This is a genomic window from Hymenobacter rubidus, assembly GCF_016734815.1.
Classification (GTDB): domain Bacteria; phylum Bacteroidota; class Bacteroidia; order Cytophagales; family Hymenobacteraceae; genus Hymenobacter; species Hymenobacter rubidus.
In genome coordinates, this window is record NZ_JAERQF010000017.1 from 16,396 (window position 1) to 33,614 (window position 17,219).

At 56.1% G+C, this 17,219-nt stretch carries 16 protein-coding genes; all 16 read right to left on the reverse strand.

Annotated features, from left to right (window positions below; all coding sequences use genetic code 11):
• Positions 1-4 precede the first annotated feature (4 nt).
• The 16 genes from JKL48_RS12845 to nrfD all read right to left on the reverse strand — a co-directional run bounded on the left by JKL48_RS12845 (position 5) and on the right by nrfD (position 17,216).
• Positions 5-3,850 carry a sensor histidine kinase gene (locus tag JKL48_RS12845; protein WP_236668768.1) on the reverse strand — a complete coding sequence of 1,282 codons (3,846 nt, stop codon included), beginning with the start codon at positions 3,848-3,850 and terminating at the stop codon, positions 5-7.
• A gap of 268 nt (positions 3,851-4,118) precedes the next feature.
• Positions 4,119-4,517, reverse strand: a complete 399-nt coding sequence (locus tag JKL48_RS12850; RefSeq protein WP_236668769.1) for a DUF983 domain-containing protein — start codon at positions 4,515-4,517, stop codon at positions 4,119-4,121.
• Positions 4,517-4,777 (reverse strand): hypothetical protein, encoded by a 261-nt coding sequence (locus tag JKL48_RS12855; protein ID WP_201983034.1) that lies wholly within the window; start codon positions 4,775-4,777, stop codon positions 4,517-4,519. The genes JKL48_RS12850 and JKL48_RS12855 overlap by 1 nt, the downstream gene beginning before the upstream one ends.
• Positions 4,778-4,815: 38 nt before the next feature.
• Positions 4,816-5,391, reverse strand: a complete 576-nt coding sequence (locus JKL48_RS12860) for a DUF420 domain-containing protein (RefSeq protein ID WP_201983036.1) — start codon at positions 5,389-5,391, stop codon at positions 4,816-4,818.
• On the reverse strand, positions 5,375-6,049 hold the full coding sequence (locus JKL48_RS12865; RefSeq protein WP_201983038.1) for a thioredoxin domain-containing protein: 675 nt from the start codon (positions 6,047-6,049) through the stop codon (positions 5,375-5,377). The genes JKL48_RS12860 and JKL48_RS12865 overlap by 17 nt, the downstream gene beginning before the upstream one ends.
• Before the next feature lie 3 nt (positions 6,050-6,052).
• Positions 6,053-6,397: a cytochrome C oxidase subunit IV family protein gene (locus tag JKL48_RS12870; protein WP_201983040.1), complete on the reverse strand. Its 345-nt coding sequence runs from the start codon at positions 6,395-6,397 to the stop codon at positions 6,053-6,055.
• Between the two features lie 87 nt (positions 6,398-6,484).
• The gene (locus JKL48_RS12875) at positions 6,485-7,258 is read right to left on the reverse strand and encodes a cytochrome c oxidase subunit 3 (protein WP_201983042.1); all 774 of its coding nucleotides are present in this window, start codon (positions 7,256-7,258) and stop codon (positions 6,485-6,487) included.
• Positions 7,259-7,280: 22 nt separating this feature from the next.
• Positions 7,281-7,868, reverse strand: coding sequence for a cytochrome c oxidase subunit 3 (locus tag JKL48_RS12880; protein WP_201983044.1), 588 nt, complete (start codon positions 7,866-7,868; stop codon positions 7,281-7,283).
• Positions 7,869-7,961: 93 nt separating this feature from the next.
• Positions 7,962-8,813 (reverse strand): heme o synthase, encoded by an 852-nt coding sequence (gene cyoE, locus JKL48_RS12885; protein ID WP_201983045.1) that lies wholly within the window; start codon positions 8,811-8,813, stop codon positions 7,962-7,964.
• Positions 8,814-8,879: 66 nt separating this feature from the next.
• Positions 8,880-10,022, reverse strand: coding sequence for a COX15/CtaA family protein (locus JKL48_RS12890; protein WP_201983150.1), 1,143 nt, complete (start codon positions 10,020-10,022; stop codon positions 8,880-8,882).
• A 70-nt stretch (positions 10,023-10,092) separates the two neighbouring features.
• Positions 10,093-11,985 carry a cytochrome c oxidase subunit I gene (locus JKL48_RS12895; protein WP_201983046.1) on the reverse strand — a complete coding sequence of 631 codons (1,893 nt, stop codon included), beginning with the start codon at positions 11,983-11,985 and terminating at the stop codon, positions 10,093-10,095.
• Positions 11,986-12,006: 21 nt separating this feature from the next.
• A complete protein-coding gene (locus JKL48_RS12900; RefSeq protein WP_201983047.1) occupies positions 12,007-13,080 on the reverse strand; it encodes a cytochrome c oxidase subunit II in 1,074 nt (357 codons plus the stop codon).
• Between the two features lie 98 nt (positions 13,081-13,178).
• Positions 13,179-14,486 carry a quinol:cytochrome C oxidoreductase gene (locus JKL48_RS12905; RefSeq protein ID WP_236668770.1) on the reverse strand — a complete coding sequence of 436 codons (1,308 nt, stop codon included), beginning with the start codon at positions 14,484-14,486 and terminating at the stop codon, positions 13,179-13,181.
• Between the two features lie 6 nt (positions 14,487-14,492).
• Positions 14,493-15,239 carry a c-type cytochrome gene (locus tag JKL48_RS12910; RefSeq protein ID WP_201983048.1) on the reverse strand — a complete coding sequence of 249 codons (747 nt, stop codon included), beginning with the start codon at positions 15,237-15,239 and terminating at the stop codon, positions 14,493-14,495.
• Positions 15,239-15,766, reverse strand: coding sequence for a DUF3341 domain-containing protein (locus JKL48_RS12915; RefSeq protein WP_201983049.1), 528 nt, complete (start codon positions 15,764-15,766; stop codon positions 15,239-15,241). Before JKL48_RS12915 ends, JKL48_RS12910 begins: the two co-directional genes overlap by 1 nt.
• Positions 15,759-17,216, reverse strand: a complete 1,458-nt coding sequence (gene nrfD / locus JKL48_RS12920; protein ID WP_236668771.1) for an NrfD/PsrC family molybdoenzyme membrane anchor subunit — start codon at positions 17,214-17,216, stop codon at positions 15,759-15,761. The genes JKL48_RS12915 and nrfD overlap by 8 nt, the downstream gene beginning before the upstream one ends.
• Positions 17,217-17,219 lie beyond the last annotated feature (3 nt).

Below are 17,219 nucleotides of genomic sequence, written 5' to 3' on the forward strand. Positions count from 1 at the left end.
CGCGTCACCCGGCCAGCGGCAGCTCTATAAAAAAGTCCGTCCCCTCGCCTACTTCCGTTTCGAACCAGATTTTGCCGCCGGCACTTTCAATGCCGCGCTTGGCCACGGCCAGCCCGATGCCCGAGCCACTGGCTTTGGTGGTGAAATTGGGCACAAAAACCTTCTCGCGCACCTCCTCCGGAATGCCCGCCCCGTTGTCGCGGATGGCGACCCGCACACTGCCCGCGCCCTGGGCTTCCAATGACACGTTGATGTGCGGCGCACGCCCTTCGGGCACGGCTTGGCGGGCGTTTATCAGCAGGTTGTTGAAGGTACGCACCAGCAGGTTCTCATCGGCATACACCACGTAGCGGCCCGATTCGGCATCGGCCGGCACATCCAATTCCAACGCGCCGTCGTCGGTATCGGGCTGGTGCAGGGCCGCGCAGCGCCGCAGTATTGCCGCCACGTCCAGCCGCTCGGGCCGCATGGTGGGCAGGTTGGTGAACGTGCTGAAACTGGTGGCAATGTCACTCAGCACGTCAATTTGGGTAATAAGTGTCTGGCTGATGCGGCTGATAAGCTCTTCGGCATTAGGCCGGCGCTCGGCAATGGCTTTTTGCAGAAACTGCAGGCTCAGTTTCATTGGCGTAAGCGGATTCTTAATCTCGTGCGCCACCTGCCGGGCCATTTCGCGCCAGGCCGCTTCTTTTTCCTGCGCCGCCAGCTCGCGCTTGCTGGCTTCGAGCTTGGTAAGCATGGTGTTGTACTCGCGCACCAGCAGCCCGATTTCGTCATCGGAACTGCGGTAGTCCAGCAGCTCATTTTCGCCGGTAAGGGTGGTTTGGGTGAGCTTTTCGGTGATTAGCTTCAGGGGCGCCGTAAGCTGCCGTGCCGCCAGAAACGCCAACCCCAGAAAGAGCAAAAACATCAGGGTGAATATGTTCAAAATGGTGGTAAACAGCTCGGTGAGCTTAGTGTTCAGCTCCTTTTCCGAGTCGAAAAACGGGATACCCACGTAGCCCAGAATGGGGCCGGTCGGCATGGCCATGTCATCGGCGGCAGTGTTTTCGCTGGGTTGTGGCACTGGCCCCGCGGGTTTGTTTGGCACAGCGCGGTGGGCATGGCCGCCCGCGTGGCCAATGGCATGGCCGGCCAGGTCGGCAACCACCGCTTCGCCCGCGGCGGCCCGCACCGGCAGATACAAAGAGTTGAACGACAGCGAACCGGCTCGCTCCGTGAGCAAGGCCCGCGGCCGGTTGTGCTCCCGCAAAGCCACCACGGCCTGCGGATTCAGCAAGGGCCCCAGCAGCCCGGCATCGAAAATGAGGGGCTGGCTACTGGCCAGCAGCTCGCCGTGAGCATCATACAGGTTCAGGTCGGTTTCGGTGAGGGCGGCCACGTTTTTGGCCAGCGCCGCCAGGGTGGGCCGCGCGGTGCTGTCCGAGAGCAGGTGGCGCTGGCGGCGCAGGCTTTCCAGGGCCAGTTGCCCGCGCCGCTCGTAAGTCCGCGACAAATCGCGCTGGTACGAGGCAATGAGCTGGCTGGCCGTGGCTACGCTTACCACTAGCAACGGCACCACAATCCCCACGTTCAGCAACAGTTGAATGCGGGTGCTGAAGTTGAGCCGCGGCACTGCCCGCCCCCGCAGCAGCAAGGCTACGCCGGCCACCAGCAGCCAGAAAAACGACGCCAGCAGAAACTGAAACGAAAAATTGGCAAGCCAGTCGCTCGCCGAGTAGGTGGCGGTGGTTACCACCACCGTGCGGTCCTGCGACCCGGCCACGGCGAAGTGGTGAAAGCCCCGGCGCGTGATGCCCGTGGTTTTGAGGCGCGGCTCGCTTAGCAGGGCCGTGGGAAGGCGGTTGGCGTAGTCGAAGTCGCCTTCCGTGTACACCAGTCGGCCGTGGGTGTAACCGGCATAGCTGAGCTCGGTAGCCAGCCCCGGTTGAAAGAACTTCTGGTCGACCAGCAGCTCGGGCAATACGCTGTAGGACTTCAGCTTTTTTAGCGTAAGCTCCACGCGCACCGCCCCCAGAGGCAGTCCCTGGCCATTCACGCGCTGGCCGGGCACCACAATGTGCGCCACGTACCGCCGCGAGCCAAACGGATTATCTGACTGCATCAGGTACACCCCGGCTTGGTCGGTGGGTGTGGCCTGCCACTCGGTGGCTTCGCGCGACTGCTGCAGCCGGGGCGTGCCGGGCACGGCTCCCAAAGGCTCGCCCGAAGCATCATATAGCGTGATGTTGCTTTCGTATTTGTCGAAGTAATCGCCGAGGTATTGCCGGGCAATGCGCTCCCGCACAGCTTCGGGCCGCCCGAACGCGGCCGATAACGACCGCCGCACAAAAGGGTCGGCGGCAATACCACGCATTCGCTCACCCAGCAAAAACTCCCCTTGTAGGTCGTTGTCGATGAGCAGGTTGCTCGCCAGCCGTTGCTTATCAACCAACAGTTGCTTTTCGAAATGCGCATACAGCGCCAACGCTCCCGTGGCCGAGGTAAGCGCCAGCAGCAACACCAGCAGCATCGACGCCTGGTAGCCGCCCGTGGTGGGCGCCGGGCGCAAATTCACCGCCCGCACCATCGCGGCAAATAGCAGCAATACCGCTGCCAGCAGCACCCACGGCTGCCCCAGGGCCAATCCAATTCCCAGGGTTGGCAGGGCCGCCAGGGCCGGCCCCAGCAGGAGCACCCGGCGCGGCACATGTTGCAGCAAGGCTCCAGCCAGTTGCGTCAGGCCAAATAGCCCTACCAGCCACGCAGTCGTGTGCAGCAGCACCGCCAGCGCCAGCAGCAGCCAACTTCCGGTCACCTGCAGGTTGCGCGTGATATCCAAACTCAGCTGCGAGCTACCAAAGGCAATGGTATAGTACGCAAACAGCAGCCCCAACCAACCACAAAATGCCAAGCCGATGCCTATGGCGGCCAGCGCTTGTCCGGCCGGTGTGCGCGGTGCGCGTACGCGCTTTAGTACATCCGCTCGCTGCCAGAGCGCGCCGCCCCCCGCGGCCACCAGCAAGGCCAGCAGCGCGTCCAGCAACAAGTCGCCTAGGGAAGGGGCCCACCAGGTCGCAGTGTACACGCGCGGGTCAAAAACAGGCAGCTCAATAAACGAATACGGCAGCCCCAGGAAGAGCAGCACCGCTCGCAGCACCATTAAAGGCAACACCAGAGCGGCCACGGCGGCCTTGGTATTGCCCGCTCGCCACCAATGCCAAGCCAACAAAAGCCACCCCGCCGCATAGAGCAGGCTGCCAAGGCTGAGCAGTCCCAACGGCACGTACTGGCCAGTGAGCGGGTTAGGTTGAAGTCGTTTAATCGAAAACAAGTAATGACCGTCTGCCGCCTCAAAGCGGGCGGGCCCACGGGCAGCACTATCGGCCACCACTTTCAAATCCAGCCCCCGAAATAAGGCCTGCTCCCCGCCCTCCCGCAGGTAGCGGTTGCTGATGCCGTAGTGCCGTTTCAACGGCAGATACACCAATATCAGGTACCGGCCCGCCAGGCGGCGCAACTGCAGAAATTGGCCTAGCGAGGTTTCAATGAGTCGTTCGGGAGCAGCGCCTGCCGCCTCCGACTCTGGGCGCAGGGTAGCATCGGACCAGTAGCGCAAGGTACCGTTTTCCAACACGCAGGTAGGATAAGTCGTCTGGGCCAGCAGCTTTTGGAAGCTGTAGTTGCCCCGTGGCAGTTCGGCGGCCACCGTGTCGGCTTCGCGGCGGGCAGTGGCCTCGGCGGCGCGCACCAGTTGTTGCAGGCGGGCCACATCGGTACGTTGCACTACGCTTGGCGCCTGGGCATAGCGGCTAGCCAAGTAGCCACCGGCAAAGCACAAGGTGGCCCCCAGCAGCAAGAGCCAGGGCAAGCGCCGCCACGCAGGCGTATCAGTTACAGACGAAATGGGGTAGCGCGTGTGATGCAAGAAAAAAGGATTCAGAGCCAATAATTACCTGAAACAATGGCTTCGGCGCCTGGTAGCTTGGGTTCCGTTCGCCTCAGCAAATCGAAACAGCTTGGAGTTCCAAAGCACCAAACAGCTTCCCAAGCCCGGCCGCGCACGCCCCGCAAAATCCACGCCTAATAAAAAATGCTGCCCGTTGGCAGCATTCTCCATATTTCCAACTTGTTTGTAATTAGCGCGATAAATAATGGGGGTCGAAGCTGGCTCCGCCAAAACCGTAGAGCATTACGGCACGCGAATAGCGAAACAACAAGGGCGTGATGAGCAGCACGGCCGCTCCTACCGTGGCCACATACACCCACAGAGCGGGGTCGTGGGCCAAATAATAAAGCAGAAACCCAATGGCCAGCAGAATTCCAGTTGAGAATCCCGAACTGATGTACATCGCGCCGTAGTAGAACCCCGGCTCCGGCTCATACGTCTGACGGCATATTGGGCACGCTTCCGGCATTTCCATAAACTTGGTACTCAGCGCCGAATGCGTGAATAAATTGCCCGTATGGCAACGCGGACAGCGCAATTCCAGCAGCGCCAGCGCCGTGGAAGGAATAGCCGCGGTGGGCGGCGCCATTACGCTTTCGCAGCTTTCGTTTTTGGATGTGTGCGCCGGTACCAGAAGTAACCAACTGCCCCCATCAGGATATAGGGCACGGTCATCATATACACAATGCCTTTGTTGAGGCCTGCTACGTCGTGGTCGTCGCGCTCCTGCCGGGCCGCTTCCACCTGCGACTTACACATTGTGCATTGCGCCGATGCCAGCAGCGGCACCACACTCAGCATCAAGCCCACGAGCAGGGCAAAAGCGGTTGCAAAAAAGGTCTTTTTCATACTGGGTGCAACACAAGGGATTAAGCAAAGTTTCCCAATCAGGTATAGTACGGTGAAATCATGAAATACACGACAACGCCCGTCACCGAAACATACAGCCAGACCGGAAACGTCCAGCGCGCAATGGCCTTGTGCTTGGTGTATTGCCCGGTAAGGGCAAAATACAGCGTAAACAGCACCAAGCCCACCGTCACAATTGCCAGGGTAATGTGGGTCAGCAACAGGAAGAAGTAAACTGCTCGTATTGCGCCTATTCCGCCAAACTTGGTGCTATCTACCTGCGAATGATACGCTACATACGACAGCAGAAAAAGCCCTCCCAACCCGAAGGCAATGCCCATGGCCGCACGGTGCGCCAGCACATTCTTTTGCCGGATGAAGTAAAAACCCACCACCAGCGCAACCGCAGTCAGCGAGTTCAACACAGCATTAACGGCCGGTAGCGCGTGCAAATACGGGCCGGCCCCCGGAATTTTGAAAATGCCCTTGTAATAAAACAGCACGGCCACCAGCAACGGCACCACCGTTCCCAGCGTGCCAAGGATGAGTTTGTAGCGTGTATAGTCGCCAGGAGCCAGTACTGGCGGGTGCAATTGTTCAGTGGGGGTGTTCATAATCGTAGAGCTGCACGGTGATTTCCGTGAGTAATCGGTCTATTTCGCGCCCGTCGGTACCATCGTATATACCGCGCACGCGGCGCTGATTGTCAATTAGTAACAGCCGGCCGGCGGGGATGTTGGTGGTATACACTGCTCCCGGTAGGCGCTTGGGGTCCGAAGTCAGGCGGAACTCCTCGTGCGTGAGCCGGCTGAGCGTATCCGAGGCACCGGTAAGAAAAAACCACTTGCCGGCAATGGTCCCGTACCGTTCGGCTAGACTGGTAAGCAGGGCATCTTCCCGTTTGCCGCCGTCCAGCACAAAAGTCACCAAGTGCACGCGGGGCTCCTTGCGGAATTTCTCCTGCACGCGCAGCAGGGCACGGGCTACGGCAGTACTGGCTGCATCGTCGCCATAAAACTGTGCGATATAAAGCCCTTTCCCCAGTTCCTCGCTGCTCACCATGCGGCCCGTTGAAGTCCACATGCTGAAGGGCGCAATTTGGTGAAAAATAGTATCGCGCCGCCACTCCCCGTCAACGCGCGTGGAATCCACGTGGTCGGGCAGGTAAGTGGGCAGCGCGTAACGGTTGGAACCGAAGCGGTACAGAAACAAAAAGGCCAGTACCGGCACCAATAGCAGCAGCCCCAACAACAAGGTTTGGCGGGGCCGCATCCGCTATTTGAACATGTTTTGCAGGACTTCGCCGATGAACGAGCCTTCGGTAATCAGGGCCACCAGCAGCCACACCAGCAGTGCCACTGGCACCAGAATGGTCCAAATCAGCCCTTTGGTTTCATGCTTCAAGTGCATGAACTCGCCCACGATGAAGAAGGCTTTGAGAATTGTCAGTACAATAAAGATGCTGTTGCGAAGCGTGCTTGGGTGCATCAGGAACACGAAGACGAATTCCACGGCCGTGATGCCAACCAGCACCCCAAAAGTTTTCCAAATCCAGCCGGTGTTCGGCTTGGCAATTTCGCCGGGAGCCAGCGTATGTTCAGTGGTTGCGTGAGAAGCCATTTTTTAAGTTTTGAATGTTGAGGGTTAAGGGTTGAATGTTGGCCAAGTCAATAACTCAGCACTCAACATTCAGCATTCAACACTCTTTTAAACGAGGTAGAAGAAGGTGAACACAAACACCCACACCAAGTCAACGAAGTGCCAGTAGAGGCCGATTTTCTCAATCATTTCGTAGTGGCCACGCTTCTCGAAGGTGCCGTTGGTAGTGGCAATGAAACACCAGATGAGCAGGCAAACCCCGGAGAATACGTGCGTGCCGTGGAAACCCGTGATGAAGAAAAACAGGTCGGCGAAAAGTACCGGACCGTATTGGTTCATGGCCAGATTAGCGCCGTGGAATACCGTGCCGTCGGCCATTACTGTTCCTTCGGTGTGGCCGTGGATGAAGTGGCTCCACTCCCATGCCTGGCTGCCCAGGAAAGTTGCACCGAACAGGATGGTCCACAACAGCCATTTTTGCACATCGGCCTTGTCCATGCGGTGGCCGGCTTCTACGGCCAATACCATGGTTACCGAGCTCAGAATCAGAATCATGGTCATCAAAGCCACGAAACCGAGGGGAACGTTGGCCTCGCCCATGCCGGGGAAGGCATTGAATACGTGGTCAGGAATGGGCCACCACCGCGAGCTGAAGACAAAATCCTTGGCCTCGCCCGTGAATACCTCGTGCTTATGGCGAATCATGCCATAGGTGGTGAGGAAGGCGGCGAAGGTGAATGCGTCAGACAGCAGGAAAAACCACATCATCAGCTTGCCGTAGCTTGCCTTAAAGGGTTCGTTGCCGCCATCCCAGTTGCCGGTGCGCGGGGCATCTTGGGTAGCGGAAGCCGCGGGGTGCGGCAAAGTGGTCGATTGGGCCATAGCGGACAGCGTAACGTCGTTGTTAGTGGTTCAAAAGTAAGAACAAATACAGGTACAGCCAAAGCCCGCCCAGGAAGTGCCAGTATAAGGTAGCGTTGCCAATGGAGAGCATGGCGCGCGAATGCACCTGATAATTAAGCGTCCGCTTCAGCACCACGGCCAGAAAAATAAGCCCCGTCACCAAGTGAAAAGCGTGCACGCCCATGAGCACGTATACGAATGAACCAGACGGATTGGCGTCGGCTCCGCCAAAGTAAGTGTTGCCGGCCACCAGGTCGCCGAAGCTGTGGTATTGTCCGGCCAGGAAAGCCAAGCCCAGCACCAGAGTAACAATCAGCCCGGTCTTGACGCGGCTGATTTCGTCTTTACGGGCTGAGAAATAAGCCCATTGCATACTGGCACTGCTCAGTGCAATGAGAATAGAATTGACGAGTAGCGAAGCCGGCAGGTCGAACTCGCGCCAATTGCCTTCGTCACGCCGAACAATGTAGCCACTGGTAAAGGCAGCAAACATCATCACAATGCTGAAAATAAGTAGAACGAGCAACACGCGCTTGGGATGCCAGCCAAGGCCGACTTCCTTTTCGGATAACGTTTCGGAAGGATTCATAGGCTATACTAGTTGTTGGTTGATAGTTGTTGGTTGTTAGTATTTTTCAGGCAAGCCTGTTGCGACTGACAACAGACAACTAACAACTGGCAACTAGATTTTGTCCAGCACCAGCGCAATTTGTACGATGGGCAAGTAGAGAAAAGAGGCAAACATGATGCGCAGGGCCGCCTTGCGCGACTGCGTGCGCATGAGCTGCACCGTGAGCAGCAAAAACAATATCCCACACACCACCGCGACCAAAGCCGATACCCGGCCCGCAATATTGAATTCGAGCGGAAGCAGGCTGAGCGGAATAAGCAACAGCGTGTAGGTCATAATCTGGAAAGCCGTGCGCATGTCGCGGTTGCCAGGCGTGGGCAGCATCTTGAAGCCGGCCCGCTTGTAATCGTCATCGGCCACCCAGGCAATGGCCCAGAAGTGCGGAAACTGCCACATAAACTGAATTCCAAACAACACCCACGCTTCAACACCAATGTATCCGGTAGCCGCCACCCAGCCAATCAGCGGCGGCAGTCCTCCCGGGATGGCACCCACTGCCACGCAGATAGGTGAGATGGTTTTCAGGGGAGTGTAAATAAACCCGTATAGGATGAGCGAAAGCAACGACAAGCCTGCGGTGAGCGGATTGAAGCAATACCACAGCAAGCCCAGCCCGGCGATGCCCAGAAATACGCAAAATACCAACGCTTCTGCCGGCGTAATGATGCCCAATGGCAGCGGCCGCTTGGCCGTGCGGGTCATCAGCTTATCGAGTTCCCGCTCATGGACTTGGTTAATGATGTTGGCGGAGCCGGTTACGAGCAGACCGCCCAGCAACACCAATAGCGCCCGGCCCCAGCTAAACTCATGCGCCCCCAGCAAGTACCCAATGGCGCTGGAAAACGCCACCGTGAGCGAAAGCCGGAATTTGAGCAGCTGAAAATAGGCGCGGGCCTTCACCATCAATACCTGGAATAATTTCGTCGTTTGCCAAAGCTTCAAGAGCCCAAGCCAAACGGGGCCGCAAAGTTACGCAACAACCCGACGGACAGCATCCGTGGGCGCGATAGTTTCCGGGCTTTTTCGGGCGCGACCTACAGCCAGCAATGTCAGGAACTGAATGCCGAACAACACTGTGGCCAGCGTAAGATGCACTGGCTGCACGGCGGCTGGCAAGGCAAAAGATGCCAGCACAATGCCAGCTACTATTTCCAGACCGATAATGGCCACCATGGCCATCACGAGTTTGCGCAATCGGGCCTGCGCCAATTGCCACACCTCATAACCAACGTAGACATTGACCAGCAACAGCACCGCCGACATGGTACGGTGGATGCTGAATACGGCGCCCAACTGGGAAACCCATGTAGCACGCCCCGCATAACCAGCTGCTGCCGACACGATATCCACCTGCTCCCTCACCTGAGTGCCGAGTACTATTTGCCCAAAAGTGAGCAGCAAAGCACCCCATAGCCACAGAAGCACAGCGGCTTTCGGCGCTTGAACTGCTGCAGGCATCTCAGTTACAGTAGCTCTCTCATTTGCTACACCTCCGGTTGCCCTCCCCCACTCCGCGCGGTCCATGGCGTAAAGCAACAAGGCCACAATAACCAGTGCCAGCGCCATGTGAACAGTCACCATTACCGGCAGTAAGTTGGTCGATACAACCAATGAACCAAGGTAGCCTTGCACACCCGTAAGAATGAACGAGGCAAACGCCAGCCAAAAAACCACCCGGTCATGCCGCCAGTAGGGCAAAGCAAACACCACGGTCAGGAATACAAATATTCCAATCAGCGCGCCTAGTAAACGGTTCACGTATTCAATCCAGGTTTTCACCGGGTTGAAATCGGTTTCAATGTATTGAGTGGGGTGGGCAAAAATGCTGCCTGCCACTTGCGCAAAGCCTAAGCGTTGTAGTGTGCGCGCCAGCTTTTGGTTCTTGGCCACGCGCTGGGCAGTATATACTTCCTTGTAGTTTGCAGGTAACTGGCTAGCTTCCGTTGGGGGCACCCATCGGCCAAAGCACTTAGGCCAGTCGGGGCAGCCCATGCCACTTCCCGTACTCCGCACTACACCGCCCACGAGTATCAGTAGATAAACAGCTACTACCGTCAGGATGCTAACGAAGCGAAAACGACGAGCGACTGAATTTGAAAACGACCTATCCATGAATTCGTGCAAAAATAAAAGCGGGCCGCCGGTTAGGCGGCCCGCTTCGGGATTTTTCTAACTTGGCCGACTAGTCAGCCAGTTCTTGTTCGTACGGCAGGTTCGACGACTGCGTTTGCGAATACGGCACGTTTTGAGGGATGAAGTCCACATCCGAGCCGGGTTTGCTGTAGTCGTAGGGCCAGCGGTACACAGCCGGAATCTCGCCGGGCCAGTTGCCGTGGCCAGGGATGATGGGAGTAGTCCACTCCAGTGTTGTCGAGTTCCAGGGATTCTGGGTAGCACGACGGCCACGGAAGATGCTGTAGAAGAAGTTGAAGATGAAGATGAACTGACCCAAGAAGGCGATGATAGCCGCAATCGAGATGAACTTGTTCATGTCGGCGAATTGCGAGAAAGCATCAAAGCCAGTCCAAGCATAGTAGCGACGGGGGAAACCGGCGATACCTACATAGTGCATCGGCATGAATACGAGGTACACCCCTGCAAATGTCAGCCAGAAGTGAATGTAGCCCAGCTTCTCATCCATCATGCGGCCGAACATCTTCGGGAACCAGTGATAGACACCAGCAAACAGGCCGAAGAAAGCCGAGCTACCCATTACCAAGTGGAAGTGAGCTACCACGAAGTAGGTGTTGTGCATCTGAATATCGAGCGTAGCGTTGCCGAGGATAATACCCGTCAGACCGCCCGAAATAAACAGGGACACGAAGCCAATGGCGAACAACATGGCAGCCGTGAAGCGGATGTTCCCGCGCCACAACGTCGCCAGCCAGTTGAACACCTTCACACCCGAAGGCACCGCAATAATCAACGTCAGGAACATGAAGACGGAACCCAGGAAAGGATTCATACCCGTCACGAACATGTGGTGGGCCCAAACCACGAATGACAGCAGCGAAATGCCAATCAGCGAGCCAATCATGGCGCGGTAGCCGAAAATGGGCTTACGAGCATTGGTAGCCAGCACCTCCGACACCATGCCCATGGCCGGCATGATTACGATGTACACTTCGGGGTGGCCCAGGAACCAGAACAAGTGCTGGAACAATACCGGCGAACCGCCTTGGTTGCTCAGTGCCTGACCAGCAATGTAGATATCCGACAGGAAGAAAGAGGTACCAAACGAACGGTCAAAAACCAGCAGCAGCGCTGCCGAAAACAGAACTGGGAATGACAGGATACCGAGAATGGCCGTGAGGAAGAACGCCCAAATGGTGAGCGGCAGCTTACTCATGCTCATGCCGCGGGTACGCAGGTTGATAACCGTCGTCACATAGTTGACACCGCCCAACAACTGCGATACGATGAAGAACACCATGCTCACCAGCCACAGGGTCATACCCGTGCCGGAACCGGGAATGGCCTGGGGCAGAGCACTTAGCGGCGGATAAATTGTCCAGCCGGCTGCAGCGGGACCGGTTTCGATGAACAGCGACGAAAACATGATGATGCCCGACAGGAAGAAAAACCAGTACGAGAGCATATTCATGAAGCCCGAAGCCATGTCGCGGGCACCTACCTGCAACGGAATCAAGAAGTTCGAGAATGTACCCGACAAGCCGGCCGTCAGCACGAAGAATACCATAATGGTACCGTGCATCGTCACCAGGGCAAGGTAAAACTCGGGGTTCAGCTTACCAGCCTGAATCCAGCCGCCGAGGAAGGGCTTGAGCCACTCCAAGGAGCTTTCGGGCCAGCCAAGCTGCAAGCGGAACAAGCTCGAAAGCGTGCCACCGAGAATGGCCCAGAACATGCCCGTAATAAGGAATTGCTTTGCAATTACTTTGTGGTCCTGGCTGAACACGTACTTCCACAGCCAATGCTGGTCGTGATGCTCGTGGTCATGGTCGTCGTGAAGCAGATGGTCGCCGTGCTCAGCAGTGGGCACCGGTGCGGAACCAACGCCGCCCTGCGCTTGCACGCCAGCTGAAAGATTGGGTTTGGGTGTCAGGTCTGACATAGCAGGATACCGTTAGTAGTTTTAGTTGGAAGCCGCCAGAGGCATAACCGGTGCCTTTTTTTCATCGGTGGCAGCCGCCACGGGAGCAACCATTGTTTTGGCTTTCTGTTTGAAAGCAGCCAGCACATCAGGATTCTTTTGCGAGAACGACTGCTGGGCTGCGTACCAATTCTGATAGTCATCCGGCTCGTCGACAATAATGGTCGCTTTCATAGCGAAGTGGCTGCCACCGCAGAGCTGGTTACAAGCCAGTTCGTAGTTGAACTTGGGGTTGCCCAGTTTGGCGCGCATCTCATCGGTCGTGGTAGTAGGCGTAAACCAGAAGCGGGTCGGCATACCTGGCACTGCATACATCTGCACGCGGAATTGCGGCATATAGACGGCGTGCAACACGTCGCGCGAACGAATTTTAATCAATACCGGCACGCCTTTCGGTACGTGGATTTCGTTGGTCGTGAAATCGTCCAAGGCAGATTTGTCGCTTAGGTCAAAGCCGAATTCGTTCACGGCATCAATCATGCGGTAGTTTACCACGCCGAGCTTCATGTCGCGGCCGGGGTAGCGCACCAGCCAGTTGAACTGCTTGCCCATTACTTCCAATACCACCGAATTTTTCGGTGCCGGACCAGTAATACGGGTCCAAGCTTTCCAGCCAGCAAAAATCAGCGACGCCATTACGATGGCGGGTATAATTGTCCAGATGACTTCAATTGTATTGTTGTGAGCAAAGAAGTAAGCCCGGCGCCCTTCTTTATGCTGGTACTTGTAAGCGTAAACGAAAAGCAAAATTTGAGTAATGGCGAAAGCCACGCCAATTACGGCCATGGTAATCCAGAACATGCGCTCCATCTGGTGCCCGTGCACCGAAGCAATGGGCGGGTTCATCTTGCCGAAGTTCTCAACGAACGAATAGGCAAACCACGCACCGCCACCAATCAGAAACACGAGCATCAGAACAGCATTCACGCTGTTGCTCATGCCTATGTCACGGGTGAATGTACCCGAGAATATGGAAGTGAGAATCTGTAAGCGAAACAACAGGCCGAATACGACCAGTAGCAACACCAACACCAGTAAAATGGTCAGAACAGTCATTGAGTTTGTAGTAGTAAGTACCGAGTAGTGAGTATTAAGTACTGTTGAAAAGCCAGCCGGCCGTTTTGCTACTTAATACTTTATACTAAAATCTAACCTTAGGTAGTATGGTGGATGCTTTCGTCCAAGAACGGATGGTTAACCGGAACGAGCGAGGCCGAAGCCAAGCGGCGCGTGAACAGAATCAGGAAAGCACCGAGGAAGATAGCCGCTACGCCAATCTCAATCAGGAACCCGTTTTCGCCCTTCATAGTGCCCGGCATCAGCATTAAATAGAAGTCGGACCAGTGGCCGCAGAGAATGGCAATGGCAACAATCTTCATGATAATCATCTGACGCTTGGCGTCACGCGTCATCAATCCGAGGAAGGGGAAGACGAAGTTGATGGCAATGTTGAAGAAGAAGATACCAGTGTAGCGGCCTTCGAATCCACCCAACCGCTGATTGAAGTAAACAGCTTCCTCAGGAAGGTTGGCGTACCAAATCAGCATGAACTGCGCAAACCAAACGTATGTCCAGAAAATGCTGAAACCGAACATCAGCTTGCCCAAATCGTGCAGGTGGTTGGAGCTTAAAGCACGCAGATAGCCAGCTTGTTTTAGGAAAATAGCAGTGAGGGCAATGGCAGCAATACCGGATACCCACCACGAAGCAAAAACATACCAGCCAAACATGGTGCTGAACCAGTGCGTATCAACCGACATCACCCAGTCCCAAGCCGACATCGAAGACGTTACGGCATACAATACCAAGAACAGGGCCGAAGCATTGATACTGCGGTGGAACCACACGGTACCGCCGTACAGGTCTTCCTGCAACGACAACTGGCGCAGCTTCCAGCTGAAAAATGCCCAGATAGCCAAGTAAACGATGGTGCGAATCAGGTAGAAGGGCAGGTTCAGGAAACCACTCTTGCCCGCAATGATGGCATCGTAGTTCGGGCTGCCCTTATCCATGATGCCCTCGTGGGTCCAGTGGAAAATGTCGTGGCGACCAATTAGGAACACAACGAGCATGATTACACCACCAGGAATTACCCAGGCGCTGAGGGCTTCCGAGATGCGCTTCACCAGTACCGACCAGCCAGCATACGCCACATAGTTGATAGCCATGAATACCGTCCCGACTGTTGAAACACCCAGGAAAAACAGGTTGCTGTGCCAAAGGCTGATAATCAGCCGTTTCAGCCAAACTGCGCCTTCTTCGTGTGCTGCATTGTGTGCCGCTGCAGCGTGGCCGGAGGCTTCAGCGTGTTCTTCGGCTCCCCAGCCCATTACGGAAGCCAGAATGCCAAGTACAAGCAATACCACACCGACAACGATGATGGCAATAAAAGTTTTACGGGCGCCATCCGTAACGACGAGCTGTTCAGCCGTGGCGCTTTCGTGGTGCGTCAGAGTTGCCATAGTGCGTTAGTTGGCGGTGCCGTTAGTTGCTTTCGTTTTGCCTTCGCCGGGAGTTTCCGAACCGGTTCCGGCTTGTGCCTGTCCTACCGGTGCTTGGTTGGTGGCATCTTTCATTTCGGTTGAGTCGCTGGCTACTGCAGCAGGACCTTTAGATACTAGCTTGCTCAGCGCATCTGGTCCTTCGCCACGCTGGAGTACGCGTACATACATGGCAATTTTCCAACGCTCTTCGGGGTTCACAATGGAGCCGTGTGGCATCATGCGGTTCCGACCCCATTCGATGACGTGGTAGATGTGGCCGTCATTCATCGTTTTATAAGCACCCGTCGAGTAGTTCGGCACACCTTTAAACTTCGCGCCTACCAAACCCTGCCCATCGCCTTGTTCGCCGTGGCAGTGCGAGCAGATACGCGTGTAAAGCACTTTCCCCTCTTCCAGATTGGCCTTGGTGTAAGCGTAAGGATTGTGAAGCAACCGCTCCGCCATCCGCACACTGTCCTTGGGAATGTGGTCGTAGTAGTTCAGTTTGCCTCTCGGTACCGTGCCATTAGCCGGAGTGCGCTCGTTGATGCCAAAGGAGTTGACCGGGTTGAAATGGGTCTGGCTCAGCGGGTCGTAAGGAATTGATTCGTACATCTCCGGGGCGTATTCCACACCGGGGTCGTTTCCGTCGTGGGTGCAGGCCGTGGTGGCCAACCCCAGGGACAGTAGCAGCGCCGAAACGCGCAGGCTCAGGTTCAGCGGATGCGTCATTAGTTATTGGTCATTTCTTTTTGGTTGACTTCCGAAGCGCCGTTGTCGCGCAACAGTTGGGTCAGCCGGGGAAATTGCGAGCTGGTTTCATCCAACTCGATGGCCATTACGAATTTGTCGTCGGTGGCCCGCACATCCATTACCGGGGTCTTGAAGCGCGGATACAGCCCTGTAATGGTGAAAAAGGTAAGCGCCATGCCGTGGCAAGTGAAGAATACCGTTAATTCGAAGGCAACGGGCACGAAGGCTGGCAGCGCGATGTGCGGCTTACCACCGATAATCATCGGCCAGTCGAAACCCAGCATGTAAATCTGCATCCACAGCGCGAAGGACAAACCTGTCATGCCGAAGAAGAAAGCTGCAATGGGCAGCCGTGACCGTTCAATGCCCAGCGCATCGTCGATGCCGTGCACTGGATAAGGCGAAAACACGTCGTATACCTTCACACCCGCCGCGCGAATGTTTTCAATGGCGTGCAGCAGCACGTCTTCGTCATCAAAGATGCCGAGGGCAAAGCGCTTAGTCATGCTTGTTATAAGTTACGGGTGCCGAAGCTGGAGCTCCGTGAATGGCGGGTTGGTGAGCGTGAGCGGCGTGGGCCTTCTCGGGGTTGTAAGTCGGGCCGTTGTCCACGGTGTACTTCAGGATAGTTTTCACTTCGGCCATGTTAATCACGGGGAAGAACTTGGCGAACAGCAGGAACAGCGTGAAGAACAGGCCTAGCGTACCAACATACAGGCCGATGTCAATGATAGAAGGCGAGAACATGGCCCAGCTCGAAGGCAAGTAGTCGCGGTGCAGCGAAGTCACGATGATTACAAAGCGCTCGAACCACATCCCGATGTTCACGATGATAGACAGGATGAACGTGAGCGGAATGCTATAGCGTACGCGCCGGAACCACACCAGCTGGGGCGTAATCACATTGCAGGTCATCATCGAAGCATACGACCACCAGTATGGGCCGGTAGCGCGGTTGATGAAGGCGTACTGCTCAAACTCCACCTGTGAATACCAAGCAATGAAGAACTCCGTGATGTAAGCCACGCCCACAATGGAGCCGGTTACCATCATGATTTTATTCATCAGTGCAATATGCTCCAGCGTGATATAGTCTTCCAGACGGAATACCACGCGGGTAATCAACATCAGAGTAAGCACCATGGCAAAACCTGAGAAGATAGCCCCGGCCACAAAGTAGGGCGGGAAAATGGTGGTGTGCCAGCCAGGTACTACTGAGGTAGCAAAGTCCATCGATACAATGGTGTGTACCGAAAGTACTAGCGGGGTCGAAACACCGGCCAGAATCAGCGAAACGGTTTCGTAGCGCGACCAAGCTTTAGCCGAACCTTTCCAACCGAAGCTCAGCATGGAGTAGCTGAACTTGGCAATAGGCCCTTTAGCACGGTCACGAATCGAAGCAAAATCTGGAATCAGACCGATGTACCAGAACACCAACGATACCGTGAAGTAGGTCGAGATGGCAAATACGTCCCAGAGCAGCGGCGAATTGAAGTTGGCCCACAGCGAACCCAGCGTGTTTTGCAGCGGGAAAACGTAGAATGCCAACCACGGACGGCCCATGTGCAGCACCGGGAACATGGCCGCACAGATTACGGCGAAGATGGTCATGGCTTCTGCCGCACGGTTGATGGAGCTCCGCCATTTCTGACGGAACAGCAGCAGTACCGCCGAAATCAGCGTGCCGGCGTGGCCGATACCTACCCACCACACGAAGTTGGTGATGTCCCAGGCCCAGTTAACCGTTTTGTTCAGGCCCCACTCCCCGATGCCGTACCACACGGTGCGGTACACGGAGTAGAAGAATACGCCCAGAAAAAATAAGGCCACGCTCAAGGCCGCCATCCAACGCAGGTTGGGTTTGGCTTCCACCTGATAGCAGATGTCCTGCGTTACGTCGTGTAACGTCTTACCGCCAGTTACGAGCGGCTCGCGTATGGATGATACGTGCTGCATAAT